The sequence below is a fragment of the Paenibacillus sp. BJ-4 genome (assembly GCF_020404765.1).
Lineage (GTDB): Bacteria > Bacillota > Bacilli > Paenibacillales > Paenibacillaceae > Paenibacillus.
Window position 1 is genome coordinate 38,995 of the sequence record NZ_JAIVEM010000088.1, and the last position, 13,307, is coordinate 52,301.

Genomic DNA, 13,307 nt, shown 5'->3' on the forward strand with positions numbered 1-13,307 from the left:
GGAAACTTTTTTAATACCCCGTTGGAAGCTTTCCGGAACCACCTGCATAGCAGGTGGTTTTAAGAACATATAATAATAGGGTTTCAGAACTTAGGGACAAGTTCTGAAACCCTATTTGTTAAGCTATCGTGTCCCGTGAGTTGAACTTTCGTTTGGTGTGCCTTGTTCCGGCTATTCTCTACGAGCTACACGAAACCCTTGATCGGGACCAAAGCCATTCGCATCGAACTTGCCTCGGAAAGATATCTCGTTGTTGCTGACGTTGCCGATCCAACCGCCGCCCTTCACAACCCGGAAGGAACCGCTTTGACTGTCCGAGTCTCCGTACCAGTCCCAGCACCATTCCCTTACGTTGCGAGACATATCATAAATTCCCAACTCGTTGGGTTTCCGGGTACCGATCGATTTTGTTTTATTATTGTTGCTCTCTATGATAGACCAGTTCCAGTCTCCAGATAAGTATTTGTCTCCGGCGTTTTTCCAATACCATGCGACCTCGTCAGCATTATGATATAAAAGTTCGATAGATTCACGATTTTTCCAGAGTTGTTGGACTTGTTGTTCTGAAAATTCCCACCTTCCACGAATACAAGGTTATCCTTTTTCTCAGGCTTATCTTGCGAACATGCGCTGATCACAACCATTGGTGCTATTAAAAGGAACATTAATAGCTTTCTCATGGATATATCTCCTTTAAGCTGATAGGGAAAATGATAGGCCATGACGGCCTGCAACGCATCCGCACTGACGGATAGACTGGAGGAGAACGGCCATCGGCCTGTCTACAATGCTTAGAGATCGGTGTTTCCTCCATGGATCAATTCGTGTAAATCCTATCAGACAGCTTTCAAAACCCGTTTATCCCGTGAGGCAGTCCCAACCGTGCCTGTTCGTCGAACAGCTTGCAGTTGAGTGGTTACCACACCGTTACGTTAGAGCTCCCACTACTCTGATACCCCTCTGTTGCTAACACCTGGTAAGACCAGCTATTCCCCAGATTCATTCCTTTGCTCGCCCATGCTTTCACGTGGTTGCTGAAAGTGATCGTGGAGTTGCCCCCGGTCGGTCTCTTCGACTGTCGAACACTCCAGTACTGAATAAACGTCGTTTTTTGGCCTTCAATGGAAGGTGCGTCGTATCGCATTGTTGTGTAGATGTCATATGTCCCCCCATCACTGGTCACCGTACCTTTATACGTTCCTGTAGGTCGATAAGTCCCCCAGCTATCAACGACGTAATATTCGATGAGTGAGTTTCTCGTCCACCCGTAGAGAGCCAAATATCCATTACCAGACGGCGCCCAGACACCGGCATTGTAGTTAATCGTTCTGTTTGGCGATCCAGTAGTCCAGCCTTTGCCGACAACAAAATTCCCGGTATCCTTCCATGTTACGCTGTAATTACCGCCTGATCCATTTACAGCATTGACCGTCCCGCCGCCATCGGTCCAATTTTGCCAATAGTCTGTCGCTGCACTTGAGGTTGTTGCAAACAACCCAAAACTCATGGAAGCTGCAAGAACTACCGTCATCATTTTCTTACTAAAATTAAACATACTCTACCTCCTAAAATTTTTGTGTTTGTCCCATACACCTGCTTGTTGGGTTGATTCTCTTTGCAGTATACCACTTACCCGTGCCATATTCCGTATTTTTTTACTTTTACCTCCTTTCTGAGTGAAATTATACAATGATAGCGGTTACATAAAAACCTAGCAAATTAAAGGTTTAACTCTATTATGTTTAGCTTTCTTTGAATTTTATAGAAACATTTTCATATTGTTTTTTTAGATATTCATCTTCCAATCACAATATTCATTTTTTAGAAGTCATCACCAGTCGAACAGGAATGGAGTGAGTGGAATGGTGCTGTACAAGCGATAGCGTTCGCCTTGGCGTCCGGACCTTAACTTTCTTAGCTTGATTAAGAAATCCGGACACAACAGCGATGGGAGCACCATCCGCCCCGCAGTGTCGCCTCATGTACATTTTCTAGCTTATAACTAAAAAAACTGGGTATTCGGATTTTATGGTGGAGAAGGGCTTATAGCTGGCCCTTCTCCAATTTCTCGATCAAGGTGGAAAAATCGATTCCCAGCAAGATTATTTCTTCTGGCTCACGAACAACTCCAATAGGTGGCATATTAAACATCGGGAAGTTTTCCTCCCGTAGATCGTAGCTATCAAACCGCCTCTGGTACTTAGGCTTACGTTGCTTTTTAAGTCCCTCTGTAAAGAGTATTTTGGCTCGTAGGGCTTCAAAAGAGTATCCCCTGCCTAAACGATTAATGACTCGAATAAGGCTGTTTAGAGACTCCGTATAAGCGTTTGTAATGCGATGGTCGAAGTAGGCGAATATTTCCTCTTCCCAGTTCTTCATAGCCTTTGTAAGTGGTTCAAAAGCGGATTGCAGTTCAGTTGGTATTTTAGCTTTCCATTCGTTGTATTTAAGGAATGCCGTCTGTCTGCTATCACATTCCCAAATATCGAAATATGATTCCTTTAAGTCATAAGCAGTGCCGAGAGAAGGATGATTCTTTGTCCAAAGGTCAAGCGTAATTTTATCCATCTCTGTAAGCGCTATACGGCGTTTTAGGAGGATAAAACGGTCGTGCATCAGCCCGCGGCGTTCTTTTGGCGATAATCCTTCTCGGAGCTGCTTACGAATGGTTTCTAACGCTTGGTTTGCCATACGGACAACGTGAAACTTATCGACGATGATAAGAGCTTTTGGCAATATAGCCCTCACGGCGTCCTTATACGGTTGCCACATATCCATTGTGACATATCGTATTTGTCCTCTATTTGGAAGGCGTGAGAGGTAGCCTAAAACGGTTTCCTTGTTACGATTGGGCAAAACATCTAACAAAGTACGTTCCTCAATGTTGGTTAAAACGCATCTTGGCTTAATAATGTGTATTTCGTCAATCCCAAGCCAATTAGGAGTTTCAAATCGATGCGTTTCTTTAAGACGATTGATGTAATCACGAAAGATGTTACGTATCGTTTTTTCATGCAATCCAACATCCTCGGATATGCTGACAAACGTGCGTTTAAGGCTTTGCTTCTCTATATAAGACAATAATCGTTTGGTACAGTTTCGCTTTTCGTCTATGGTGTGGTCTAAGTGTTCCCAAAAGGTTCGATTGCAGTCTCTACAGCGATACCTCTGACGCTTTATAAGAAGGCCTACACGCTTGCCGTGAATAGGCAAGTCCATACAGATCTGTTCCCTGATATCGTGTTTGTAGAGGTTGGCTATACATCCACAATGAGGGCAAGCCAAAGGTGGAGAGTTCGTCACCACTTGTATTAGAAAATCAAATTCATTCTCACTAATACTTAGGATGTTGAATTTTGAAAGATTTAGAATATCCATATGAATTTCTTCTATGCATTTATGATGCAAACTCCTTCTTTGTTTTCGCGTGACTGGTCAAAATACCGCTGAATATGAAAGATAACAACGAACCGGCAAAGCATATAGCCGCAAACATGCCTACGGCGGAAAAACCGTTAAAAGTCGCGTAAATCAGGCCTGCGACCCAAGAACCGAGCGTTGTCGCAGCGTACATGATTGAATTGGCCAAGCTGGAGATCGTGCCGCGGATGGTTGGATTTAATGAATTCAGCATTCCCAATACTAGGGGAAAAGCGATCCCCATATTAACGAATATGAAAAAGTAAACACTTTCGAAAGCCGCAACTGATGGCAAGTGAGGCAAAACAATAAAACATGCGATAGAGACAAGAAAGCCCACAACCAGCGTATTGAAACGGTTTAACGTTTTGATCACATAGGCACCGCCGAAGCTCCCGACTATATTCCCGAGACCAAGAAAAAACATCACGTACCCCGCTTGATCAATTGAAAGGTAAAAGCGATCCGTCACCCATTTTCCAATGAAAGAAAAGGCAGCAAAGAATCCACATTGAAATAAGAAATGAGCGAGGAAAGCCTTTCTCGCCATTCGGCTATTCAATAGTGGGATGTATCTACTGAAAATCGGAGTCTTGGTTTTTTGGCCTTGATTCGGTTTCATTTCGGGCAAAGCATAGAAGATGAATACTGCTACCAATAATGCACATGCACCGATTGTAAAAAAAGGATAATACCAATGGGTTGAGGCAAGCAAACTTCCAATAGGGATGCCGAACGCTTGGGAAGCAGCCAAGCCTGCCATGACGATTCCTGATACTTTGGCGATTTTTGACGTTGGAAACAGAGTAGGGATCGAGGCCCAGACTTGAGGCGCCGTAAATGCTGCGCTGACTCCGGCTAAAAAACGGAAGAAGAACATCGACCAAAAACCTGTGGCAAAGCCGCATAACATGGTTGAAACCGAGAAGCAGATCATGCCGGAAAGCATTACTTTTTTGCGATCCCATCCATCGGAAAGCGGTCCAGCAATCAGTGCAAAAATGGCATAACCTAAAGCATAAGACCCCACCATCCAACCGGAATATTCGGTCGGGATATGAAACAAGTCCTGAAGAGTGGGGATGAGCGGAGAAATCAAAAACGTATCCGTACCAATAACAAACATGATGAGGAAAAATAAAGCAGTTAATTTGATCATTCTATTCACCCTTTGTAGTTAGTTCTATAGTTCAAAGATTATTGAACTAATGAAAAAAAAAAAGAATTTCTTTCTACAACGTATCCAGAAATCCGGGTAAGTAAGTTTGAAATGTCTCCAAATCGATGCTCATATACTTCGCTTGAGCTTCTTTTCGTACCTTGATCAATTTCGCCTCCTTTAAAGTACGCAAGTGATACGAAGTATTCGATTTCGTAGTATCGCGAATGTGTCCTACTTCTCCACAATTCATCTCCTTCTTGCTGGCGTATAGAGCTCGTATGATGTCCAATCTTGTTTCATCAGCTAACGCCTTAAATATTTTGACTCTGAGCTCATCATTTATTATTTTTTGAGTAGTCATAAAACCATTGTACTAAGATATCGCTACAAATCAAGTCCTTAGAAAAATACCACCATATTCTCCGATTTTTAAGTGAAATGTTTTGATTTTGTCTCCACCATAAAATCCGAATACCCAAAAAGCTTTATGCGGAAAACGCATAAATATCAATGTTCATCCATCGCATGCTGTAAAATGAGCTTGGGTGATTAGTAGTACATAAGGGAATTCTCAATTCACGTAAGGATAAACACTTAACTTTTCATAGGGAGGCATGATGAAAATGATTTTGGAGGATATGTATTATGGGAAATGGCGTCCTAGTGAACAGATAAATTCAACCGACCCTGAGTCTCAAAAAGTGAATCAAAAAATTAGCGATCTCATGGAGTTGTTGAAAAGCAAATTATCAGCAGTCGAGTTTGAGTCAATTGAAGTCATGTTTGATTTATTAAGCGAGTCAACTTCCCTGCACTCCGCAGCAGCATTCATTCACGGGTATCGGGCGGGGGCATTAACGATGATTGAAGTATTTAGCGAGGACAAAGAAATTGTTGATCGTAATAGATAGATGATGGAGAAGTTATGGGGGTGAGTCCGTTACGCATGTATATTGTTCTTCCGATCGCTGTTATCCCTAGATTTTTCCTCAGTAAATATAAATTTAAAGGTAAAATCCGGGGATAACAAAACGAATGGAGGGGCTCCCTAGTCTCTGCCTGCCCCCAGCGCATTCATCAAGAACTCGTATATTTCCAGTTCGTTGATTTCACCGCCATCGGTCGCTATGTTATGCTGCACTTGCAGTCCGTTCTTGAACACGGTGAACATCCGGGCTGCCCTGTCCGCATCAATTGAAGCAGGAATGACTCCATTCTGCTGTCCGACTTCGATCCACGTTTTGGCGGTGAGGATAGAAGTCTTGTGATAACGTTTTAGAATGCTCGCCACGGCAGGTTTATCCTGTTGGCTGAGCAGATAGATAAAAATTAGGCTGGCAGCGCTGTTCCCACTGCCGATATCTCGAAGACGTTCTGATAAAGTATCAAGCGGGCCTTTGATTCCTTCTGGTCCTGCGGGAGTCCGGGCAACAGATTCAAAAAAACGCTGATTGGTTTTCTCCATTCCCGCCTCCAGAACCATACCGAACAATTCATCTTTGCTTTTGACATAATGGTAAATGGCTCCTTTAGTCAGTCCGCTGCGATCCGCAATATCCTGCAGTGTCGTCGCCCGACAACCTTTCTCCATAATCATCTCTTCGGCAATCTCAAGCAGCTTTTTAAGACTGTCGTTCATCACTTTGTCTTGCATGATCTTTTACCTCCCGTTGTCTGTCTCTTTATTCGTCTAATGAAGCTCATATTCCACCAGATCGTCAATCCAATAAGTCCATAGGTGAAAAACGGCGATACGGCCAGAAAAGCCGATATCGACAGCGAATACACCAGCACTACTTTGATTAAGGCTTCCAACAACAGGCTAAATCCCCACACCGCCGTTATCAGGCGGAAGTTAAACCGATAGCGTGGAAGTTCCTCCCATTTATCGTTCATCTGAGAATCGTGGCCTGTGAATCTCTCGGCAAAATAATAAATCAATGGTCGGCCAAAAAACAGCGAGCCTAAAAACACCATTCCCATAATACCAGTTACATAAGACTCACGCAGCAAAATGAAGCGTTCATCGCCGCCCAAGAGAACAGCAACGACGCCAAGAATCAGGCCGAGAAAGATGAAACCGGAGAACGCATCCGCCTTGCGCGTCCGTATAAGGCTGTAGAGCGAGTCGCATAGCGGTACGAGGGCAGCGATGGACAGAGCGATCAGACTGCTTGTGTGCGGAATTAACAAACGGTAAGCCAGATAAGGCAGTACGATATTGATGATTAACGTAAAGATGATTTCGTTGCGAGATTTATTCATGGTCGTTTCATCCTTTCAGCGTCCAAAACATACCTTCGGTAGGTATTTTATATTCTACATACCTTCGGTCGGTATGTAAAGGTTGAAAATAATAATACCTGACGTCATAAAGTCTTCGTGGGTCCTATAAATCTCCAAAGGAAAAGGCTTGACTTAGAGTCAACTCAAAGATATAAGATGATACCAAGTCGACAATAGAAGGAGCTCCATGAAATGAATATTAAAGAAGTTGCGCAAAGAACCGGACTTTCTGCGCATACCATTCGATTTTATGAAAGAAGCGGGTTGTTCCCTAAAATAAAGAGATCCAAAAATGGAATAAGAGAATTTACGGATTCTGATGTGAACTTCCTTATATTTATGGCAACACTCAAAAAAACAGGGATGTCTCTTGAAGATATTTCGGAGTTTACGAAAGACGGCTGTATACTGGAACGTTTGGAATCCGGAGAGATGCCAAAAGAACCAGTTAGCAATCGACTTTCGATTCTTATGGATCATCGGAATAAGCTAATCGAACAACAACACGATATTGAATTATTTATTACTGCCGTAACTCAAAAAATCTCATTTTATGAAACATACATTGAGGGTACGGGTAAAAAAGAAACGGAGGATTTTCAAGATGACGGAAAAAAGGTATGAAGTTGGTTTACAATTAATGAATAAGGTTGTTGGAGAATCTGGAAGTCATACTCGTGAGTTTTTGAAAGAAATCGCCCCTGACTTTGAACGTTATCTAGTTGAATTCCCATTTGGTGACATCTACAGCCGCCCGGGATTGGATTTGAAATCTCGTGAAATTGCGACCGTCGCAGCTTTGACTGCCCTTGGATACGCAATTCCTCAACTGAAAGTTCATATTAACGGTGCTTTAAATGTTGGATGCACAAAAGAAGAGATCATGGAGATAATGATGCAAATGGCTGTTTACTCTGGTTTCCCCGCTGCTTTAAATGGACTGAATGCGGCTAAGGAAGTTTTTTTAACTAGAAATTTATAAAGGGGGAGCATCAGCTTGTTAAACCAGAATATTTCTTTTACTTGGCTTGGTTTCGGCGGATTTTATATAAAAACACCCGAAAATAAAGAAATACTTATTGACCCATGGATTAAAAACAATCCTTCGTGCCCCGAAACGATTAAAAACATTGAAAGAGTAGATTACATTTTATTCACACATGCGCATCGAGATCATGCTGAAGATGCTGTTTGGCTTGCGCAAAAGACAGGCGCCATAGTATTAGCAGGCTGGGAATTGGCTTTTATTCTCCAGAAAAAAGGTATCCAAAATGTTGTTGCAATAAATAAAGGTGGAACTCGAAAACTCGGAGATATTTCGGTTACTGCTGTCCATGCAGACCATTCCTCGGCTTTCGTGGATGGGGATCAGATTCTCTATGGTGGGGAGCCAATGGGGTACGTAATCAAATTCGAAAATGGATACACGGTCTATCACGCTGGGGATACGAACGTATTTGGCGATATGGCTCTAATTGCGGAATTATACGATCCAGAGCTGGCACTATTGCCTATTGGTGATGCTTATACAATGTCCCCTCGAGAGGCGGCTAAGGCAGTCCGCCTTCTAAATGTAAAGAATGTAATCCCAACACATTTTGGAGTATTTGATTTTTTAACCGGTCGACCGAGCGAACTTGCTTCCTTGCTTTCTGATATTGAAGATTTAACGGTTTATGATATAAGTCCTGGTGATACTATTCAATAAACCTGGTTTGAGATAGAAATATCCCCCGGTGTTGAGCAAATAGAAACGATAATTTGATTGTTAGTTCTTGTACTCTGCAACTGCAAAAAGGGAGATGGCGCTTGCCATCTCCCTTGCTCTTATTCTTACTCACACTTCCTGCTTAAAAATATGTTGCAGCATAGGTGGTCGGTGAGCGGAGCGGGCAGAATTGTTTTGAAGAAGCGGAGCGTTCGCCTTTATCCCCGGATTTTCACCTTTAAATCTCTATTCCAATGAAAAAATCCGGGGGTAACAGCGATCGGAAGAACAATCTGCACGCGAAAGCGCCTCTCAACCGCACAAAACCAGCCTCAACATTTTTTAATCCCCCACCCGATTCAAAAATGTCTTTGTGCGTTCCAGCTGCGGATTACCGAAAATCTGCTCCGGTGTACCGGATTCCGCAATTTCTCCGTTATCCATAAAAATGACGCGATCCGCCACATCTCGCGCAAAATTCATCTCGTGAGTCACAATGACCATCGTCATATGCTCCTCAGCCAGCTTTTTAATGACCCGCAGCACCTCGCCCGTCAGCTCGGGATCAAGGGCCGAGGTTGGCTCGTCGAACAGCAAAATGTCAGGATTCATCATCATTGCCCGGGCAATCGCCACACGTTGCTTCTGTCCGCCTGACAGTCGGGACGGGTACGCATCGGCCTTATCCGCCAAGCCGACTTTTGCCAGCAGCTCTGCGCTTTGCCGACGCAGCTCGGCCTTGCTTACCTTTTGGACCAGCTTTGGAGCCAGCTCCAAATTATCCTGCACTGTCAAGTGAGGGAACAGATTAAAATGCTGGAACACCATGCCCATCCCGGTGGTAATGCTTTTAATTTCGCTTGCCGGAGCATACTGACCATTTTCCACCAGCGCTTTATCGTGAATGCGGATCGTCCCGCCCGTCACATCCTCCAAATGCACCAAGCTGCGCAGCATGGTACTTTTCCCTGAGCCTGAAGGACCAATGACGGCTACGACCTCCCCTGCCTTAACGTTAAAGCTCACTCTTTTCAGAACGTCGAGCTTGCCGAACGATTTTTTTAGATCAGTTACTTCAATTGCGTTAGTGTTCATATCCCGACATTCCTTTTACTCAAATTTAAAACGTTTTTCCAATGCCCTGAAGAACAGTGTCAGCACCAAAGCCAACAACAAATAAATAACTGCTGCTACAACATAAGGAACAATCGTAAAGTCACGGTTCACAGCCGTATTGGCAAAATGGAGCAGTTCCGGTACGGCCACCGCGTACAGCAGCGCCGTATCTTTCACCAGTGTTGTCGCCTCATTGGTGACCGCTGGCAAAGCAATCCGTACCATTTGCGGCACAATAACTCTGATCAACGTCTGTGACTTGCTCAAGCCCAGCACCTGCGAAGCCTCGTATTGACCTTTATCAATCGACAACATCCCGCCCCGGAAAATTTCAGCAAAATAAGCAGCATAATTCAGCACAAATGCCAGCACAGCTGCCGTTGTCCGATCCAGGACGAGATATTCCCCGATGACAGGCAGCATGGGCAGACCAAAACAAAAGAACAACAATTGCAGCAGAAGCGGCGTGCCGCGTATAACATAAATGTACGTATGCATCAGCCAGGCAATTGGCTTAATCCGGCTTTTCGCCAGCAACGTAACGATAAAACCCAGCGGAATGGACAGAACGAGCGTGATAAAAAATAAAATGACCGTCATCTGCGCCCCTTCAAGCATAGGCTTCATAATTCGCAAAATATATTCCATACTCATAACTTTCGACTCCTAAACCCTTAGTTCAATACATTACGTATTAGTTCAATACTTTATCTTCACCAAACCATTTTTTTGAAATTTCAGCGGCTTTTCCGTTCTTGTGCAGCTCATCCAAGGCGGATTGCAACTGTGTCAACAGCTCTTCATTTCCTTTTTTCACACCGATGCCGTATTCCTCAGGGGCCAGTGATTCATCAAGCAGCTTATACTTCCCTTGTTCCTTGGACATATAATATTTGGCAACAACCTCATCAATGACAACTGCATCCAGACGTCCTGTTTTCAGGTCAGTCAAAGCGAGAACGTTATCCGGATACTCGGGCACTTGCTTCAGTTTGCTTTTGATCGGGCTTGCGTCCAATGCATCGGCTGCCGAGGACAACGTTTGGAGACCCACAGTTTTGCCCGCCAGATCAGCCAGCTTGGAAATACTGGAGGCAGCCGGAACGACAATGACCTGACTATTTTTGAGATATGGCTTCGTGAACAGCACTTTTTGCTTACGCTCATCGGTAATGGTGTATCCATTCCAGATGAGATCAATACGTCCGCTGTTCAGCTCAGATTCTTTGGCAGACCAGTCAATCGGCTGGAATTCCACCTCTTTACCCATCTGTTCCCCAGCCGCCTTCGCATAGTCAATATCAAAGCCGGTCAATTCGTTATTTTCATCTCTAAAGCCCATTGGCGCAAATTTATCATCAATTCCAATAATCAACTTGCTGTTATCCTTACCGCCGGAACATCCGGCCAAAACGATCATAATCAATCCAATCATCATCGTAAACATGGCTGTCTTTCTCATCTTTTTCCCCTCCAACAATGGTGGCCCCCGTATCCAAAGGACTGGCGGCAAACACTTTAGTTCGTTAACACGTTATCAGAGTATCATCATACCATACGACAGGATACTCGTCGAGAGGAAGGAGCGGAATCTTAGCCCTATAAAAATGGAAAACCTGTGACGAAAATTTGACCAATGTTCTATAATGTAAAACCTTACCTTGACATGTCACCTTACACGTTTTATCTGATCGTCGGCACCTTGGGTTTTATGTACGCCTCACCCCATCTCTTGAATGGTCGTAAAGCTATGGCCGCCGACATCAGACCGTTGTTCACCCGCCAATCCAAGGCACTACAGGCGGAAAACGAACGCTTGCGTTCCGATGAAGCTCTATCGGCCTGGAAAACCTCCATGCTCCGTCACCTCAAGGTGTACACCTCGGGGGGCAGTACGGGGCTTATGCTTTGCTCGATGATTTTAATGGGAATAAGTTAGTTAGGCGTATGAGAAGGAAGCTTACTTGCGGTTGATAGTCGCTGCGCGTGCAGATTGTTCTTCCGATCGCCACCGCCCTCGGATTTTTATTATTGTATAAAGCCTGTAAAGGTTAAAATCCGAGGACAAAAGCGAACGCTTCGCTTCTTCAGAACAATTCTGCCCGCTCCGCTGGCAATCGCCCTAATGCTTCTATCGTTTTAGAGGTGTGTAGGGGTGGAAGGAGTAATATAACTGAAAAACAATAAAAGAAGAGTTCCGCAAAGCATTTGCTCGCAGAACTCTCTTTTTTTATATTAAGCTATGAAAAAACACTCATATTAAACGCTTACTAATCTTAATAAATATGCTTTTCCTTCGCTTCTTGCAGCCATAACGGGAACTCGTTCAGCAGTAATTCATATAATTCGTTGTCTTCCATAGATTCGATATCTTGGATTTGAAAAAAGTTAGCGTTATCTACCACACGACCTTCTATATTATCGAGCTTTTTTAACACGCCAAAGTCGGATTCACCCACACCGACGAATTGCCAGAAAATTGGTTCTCCTGACGAATCAATGACAGCATTGTCGATATTATCTCCTTTTCCACGCTTAACGCCTCCATCATTAATAAATATAACAAAGGCCGGATCAGAAGAAGGCTCTTCCTTGGTGTATTTGGCGATGACATCGCGCATTACAGGCGGCTCATCATTACGACCGAACTTGGGCAGATCATCATTGGACAAAATATGTCTTTCGACATAATGGTCAACATCGTTTTCGGTAACAGACTTCAACCGTGAAAAACGATGGTCATATACCCATACATCCAGCACACCATCATCATCCAAAGAACCCGCTACGGCAACAATTCGCTCCAACACCTTTTGAACGGTCCCATTTTTGTACAAACTTCTCATAGAGCCTGAAATATCGAGTACCAATCCAACTCTCGCAGTCACATTCGTTAGATTCTTTTTCGTCAGTACCAATTGTACATTCTTTTTAAGTAAAGAAATACCGCTCATCTTCCCCACGCTCCTCTATGATGATTGCCTTCACCGTCTACTCTACCATCTGCGTCGTTCGTCACCTCCCAGGGGAAAGTCGCTCAAATCTCCGAGTTGGTCATGTGCAGCTTTGTAAATTCGGATGATAGCTTGTACCTTGTTAAAATCACTGTCTTCCGGACCAAATCCTTCCATATACATTTTTTGAATGATGTTCTGGAAAAAATCCATACGCTCGCGGATGGAATCCTGCTCGATGTGCAGCACATCTTCAAAGCTGTGCGTCTCCGCAAATTCAGACAGCTCATCGGGCTCCTGTTCTTGATACCGCTCTCCTCGTACTGGTATGTCTGGATTGAGATCAATAGAGGTACGCAGGGCCGACAATAAAATATTTTCCCGTGCCAGCATGACATGAAAATCTTTGTTCTTAAACAGCTCCGCAACGATCAAACGGCACATTTCCTTGTTCTGCAACAGAATCCCGTCAAAAGGATGCAGCGTCCATACACCGTAATTAAAAAACAAATTGAAATTAAAGCTGCTGCTTCCATACTGATACACAATATTGATTTTCGATTCGTCGATGATTTCAAATGAAAATTCCAGCATGCATTCTCCTTTAAGATTCCAATATTTAACTCTATCCTATCAGAAAATGCATGCTTTTCAATAAAAA

The 13,307-nt window shown here is 43.7% G+C and carries 17 protein-coding genes and 1 pseudogene; 5 read left to right on the top strand and 13 right to left on the bottom strand.

Annotated features, from left to right (window positions below; genetic code table 11):
• Nucleotides 1-171: 171 nt before the first annotated feature.
• The 6 genes and pseudogenes from LCF57_RS14940 to LCF57_RS14960 form a co-directional block, all read right to left on the bottom strand.
• Nucleotides 172-507: pseudogene (locus LCF57_RS14940) on the bottom strand (formylglycine-generating enzyme family protein); the annotation flags it as partial.
• On the bottom strand, nt 429-680 hold the full coding sequence (locus LCF57_RS28210; RefSeq protein WP_413232198.1) for a hypothetical protein: 252 nt from the start codon (nt 678-680) through the stop codon (nt 429-431). The pseudogene LCF57_RS14940 and the gene LCF57_RS28210, both read right to left, overlap by 79 nt.
• Nucleotides 681-916: 236 nt before the next feature.
• Entirely contained in the window at nt 917-1,555 is a 639-nt protein-coding gene (locus LCF57_RS14945; RefSeq protein ID WP_226001403.1) for a glycoside hydrolase family 11 protein, read from the bottom strand.
• 488 nt (nt 1,556-2,043) lie between these two features.
• Nucleotides 2,044-3,378, bottom strand: coding sequence for an ISL3 family transposase (locus LCF57_RS14950; RefSeq protein WP_226001404.1), 1,335 nt, complete (start codon nt 3,376-3,378; stop codon nt 2,044-2,046).
• A gap of 19 nt (nt 3,379-3,397) precedes the next feature.
• On the bottom strand, nt 3,398-4,579 hold the full coding sequence (locus tag LCF57_RS14955) for an MFS transporter (RefSeq protein WP_226001405.1): 1,182 nt from the start codon (nt 4,577-4,579) through the stop codon (nt 3,398-3,400).
• 73 nt (nt 4,580-4,652) lie between these two features.
• Complete coding sequence (locus LCF57_RS14960) at nt 4,653-4,943, bottom strand: ArsR/SmtB family transcription factor (protein WP_039273287.1); 291 nt, start codon at nt 4,941-4,943, stop codon at nt 4,653-4,655.
• Between the two features lie 262 nt (nt 4,944-5,205).
• Here LCF57_RS14960 and LCF57_RS14965 point away from each other — a divergent pair, with 262 nt between their 5' ends.
• Nucleotides 5,206-5,493: a DUF6809 family protein gene (locus LCF57_RS14965; RefSeq protein WP_226001585.1), complete on the top strand. Its 288-nt coding sequence runs from the start codon at nt 5,206-5,208 to the stop codon at nt 5,491-5,493.
• Between the two features lie 137 nt (nt 5,494-5,630).
• Here the strand turns inward: LCF57_RS14965 and LCF57_RS14970 are convergent, their stop codons facing one another.
• Both LCF57_RS14970 and LCF57_RS14975 read right to left on the bottom strand, forming a co-directional pair.
• Complete coding sequence (locus LCF57_RS14970) at nt 5,631-6,236, bottom strand: TetR/AcrR family transcriptional regulator (protein WP_226001406.1); 606 nt, start codon at nt 6,234-6,236, stop codon at nt 5,631-5,633.
• The gene (locus LCF57_RS14975; RefSeq protein ID WP_226001407.1) at nt 6,221-6,847 is read right to left on the bottom strand and encodes a VC0807 family protein; all 627 of its coding nucleotides are present in this window, start codon (nt 6,845-6,847) and stop codon (nt 6,221-6,223) included. The genes LCF57_RS14970 and LCF57_RS14975 overlap by 16 nt, the downstream gene beginning before the upstream one ends.
• A gap of 213 nt (nt 6,848-7,060) precedes the next feature.
• On the opposite strand from LCF57_RS14975, the gene LCF57_RS14980 reads away from it, so the two are divergent.
• From LCF57_RS14980 to LCF57_RS14990, 3 genes are read left to right on the top strand one after another with little or no spacing between them, the layout of a single operon-like run.
• Nucleotides 7,061-7,492, top strand: a complete 432-nt coding sequence (locus tag LCF57_RS14980; protein WP_226001408.1) for a MerR family transcriptional regulator — start codon at nt 7,061-7,063, stop codon at nt 7,490-7,492.
• Complete coding sequence (locus LCF57_RS14985; RefSeq protein ID WP_226001409.1) at nt 7,473-7,850, top strand: carboxymuconolactone decarboxylase family protein; 378 nt, start codon at nt 7,473-7,475, stop codon at nt 7,848-7,850. The genes LCF57_RS14980 and LCF57_RS14985 overlap by 20 nt, the downstream gene beginning before the upstream one ends.
• 15 nt (nt 7,851-7,865) lie before the next feature.
• Nucleotides 7,866-8,576, top strand: coding sequence for a metal-dependent hydrolase (locus tag LCF57_RS14990; RefSeq protein WP_226001410.1), 711 nt, complete (start codon nt 7,866-7,868; stop codon nt 8,574-8,576).
• A 342-nt stretch (nt 8,577-8,918) separates the two neighbouring features.
• Here LCF57_RS14990 and LCF57_RS14995 read toward each other — a convergent pair whose 3' ends face one another.
• The 3 genes from LCF57_RS14995 to LCF57_RS15005 are packed head-to-tail and all read right to left on the bottom strand — an operon-like array spanning nt 8,919 to nt 11,154.
• Nucleotides 8,919-9,671 (bottom strand): amino acid ABC transporter ATP-binding protein, encoded by a 753-nt coding sequence (locus tag LCF57_RS14995; protein WP_226001411.1) that lies wholly within the window; start codon nt 9,669-9,671, stop codon nt 8,919-8,921.
• 15 nt (nt 9,672-9,686) lie between these two features.
• Complete coding sequence (locus LCF57_RS15000) at nt 9,687-10,346, bottom strand: amino acid ABC transporter permease (protein ID WP_025716840.1); 660 nt, start codon at nt 10,344-10,346, stop codon at nt 9,687-9,689.
• A gap of 40 nt (nt 10,347-10,386) precedes the next feature.
• Nucleotides 10,387-11,154 carry an amino acid ABC transporter substrate-binding protein gene (locus LCF57_RS15005; protein ID WP_226001412.1) on the bottom strand — a complete coding sequence of 256 codons (768 nt, stop codon included), beginning with the start codon at nt 11,152-11,154 and terminating at the stop codon, nt 10,387-10,389.
• A 174-nt stretch (nt 11,155-11,328) separates the two neighbouring features.
• Between LCF57_RS15005 and LCF57_RS15010 the strand changes: the two genes are divergently transcribed.
• Nucleotides 11,329-11,631, top strand: a complete 303-nt coding sequence (locus tag LCF57_RS15010; RefSeq protein ID WP_226001413.1) for a hypothetical protein — start codon at nt 11,329-11,331, stop codon at nt 11,629-11,631.
• Nucleotides 11,632-11,968: 337 nt separating this feature from the next.
• Here LCF57_RS15010 and LCF57_RS15015 read toward each other — a convergent pair whose 3' ends face one another.
• Nucleotides 11,969-12,646 (bottom strand): vWA domain-containing protein, encoded by a 678-nt coding sequence (locus LCF57_RS15015; RefSeq protein WP_226001414.1) that lies wholly within the window; start codon nt 12,644-12,646, stop codon nt 11,969-11,971.
• Nucleotides 12,647-12,688: 42 nt separating this feature from the next.
• Entirely contained in the window at nt 12,689-13,240 is a 552-nt protein-coding gene (locus tag LCF57_RS15020; RefSeq protein WP_226001415.1) for a hypothetical protein, read from the bottom strand.
• Nucleotides 13,241-13,307 lie beyond the last annotated feature (67 nt).

Excerpts from the sequence above, each read along its gene's own strand:
- LCF57_RS15015 (WP_226001414.1), bottom strand. The coding sequence starts at position 12,646 with ATGAGCGGTATTTCTTTACTTAAAAAGAATGTACAATTGGTACTGACG.
- LCF57_RS14970 (WP_226001406.1), bottom strand. The coding sequence starts at position 6,236 with ATGCAAGACAAAGTGATGAACGACAGTCTTAAAAAGCTGCTTGAGATT.
- LCF57_RS14965 (WP_226001585.1), top strand. The coding sequence starts at position 5,206 with ATGATTTTGGAGGATATGTATTATGGGAAATGGCGTCCTAGTGAACAG.
- LCF57_RS14945 (WP_226001403.1), bottom strand. The coding sequence starts at position 1,555 with ATGTTTAATTTTAGTAAGAAAATGATGACGGTAGTTCTTGCAGCTTCC.
- LCF57_RS15005 (WP_226001412.1), bottom strand. The coding sequence starts at position 11,154 with ATGAGAAAGACAGCCATGTTTACGATGATGATTGGATTGATTATGATC.
- LCF57_RS15020 (WP_226001415.1), bottom strand. The coding sequence starts at position 13,240 with ATGCTGGAATTTTCATTTGAAATCATCGACGAATCGAAAATCAATATT.
- LCF57_RS14985 (WP_226001409.1), top strand. The coding sequence starts at position 7,473 with ATGACGGAAAAAAGGTATGAAGTTGGTTTACAATTAATGAATAAGGTT.
- LCF57_RS14975 (WP_226001407.1), bottom strand. The coding sequence starts at position 6,847 with ATGAATAAATCTCGCAACGAAATCATCTTTACGTTAATCATCAATATC.
- LCF57_RS14980 (WP_226001408.1), top strand. The coding sequence starts at position 7,061 with ATGAATATTAAAGAAGTTGCGCAAAGAACCGGACTTTCTGCGCATACC.
- LCF57_RS14955 (WP_226001405.1), bottom strand. The coding sequence starts at position 4,579 with ATGATCAAATTAACTGCTTTATTTTTCCTCATCATGTTTGTTATTGGT.
- LCF57_RS14960 (WP_039273287.1), bottom strand. The coding sequence starts at position 4,943 with ATGACTACTCAAAAAATAATAAATGATGAGCTCAGAGTCAAAATATTT.
- LCF57_RS14995 (WP_226001411.1), bottom strand. The coding sequence starts at position 9,671 with ATGAACACTAACGCAATTGAAGTAACTGATCTAAAAAAATCGTTCGGC.
- LCF57_RS14950 (WP_226001404.1), bottom strand. The coding sequence starts at position 3,378 with ATGGATATTCTAAATCTTTCAAAATTCAACATCCTAAGTATTAGTGAG.
- LCF57_RS15010 (WP_226001413.1), top strand. The coding sequence starts at position 11,329 with ATGTTCTATAATGTAAAACCTTACCTTGACATGTCACCTTACACGTTT.
- LCF57_RS28210 (WP_413232198.1), bottom strand. The coding sequence starts at position 680 with ATGAGAAAGCTATTAATGTTCCTTTTAATAGCACCAATGGTTGTGATC.
- LCF57_RS15000 (WP_025716840.1), bottom strand. The coding sequence starts at position 10,346 with ATGAGTATGGAATATATTTTGCGAATTATGAAGCCTATGCTTGAAGGG.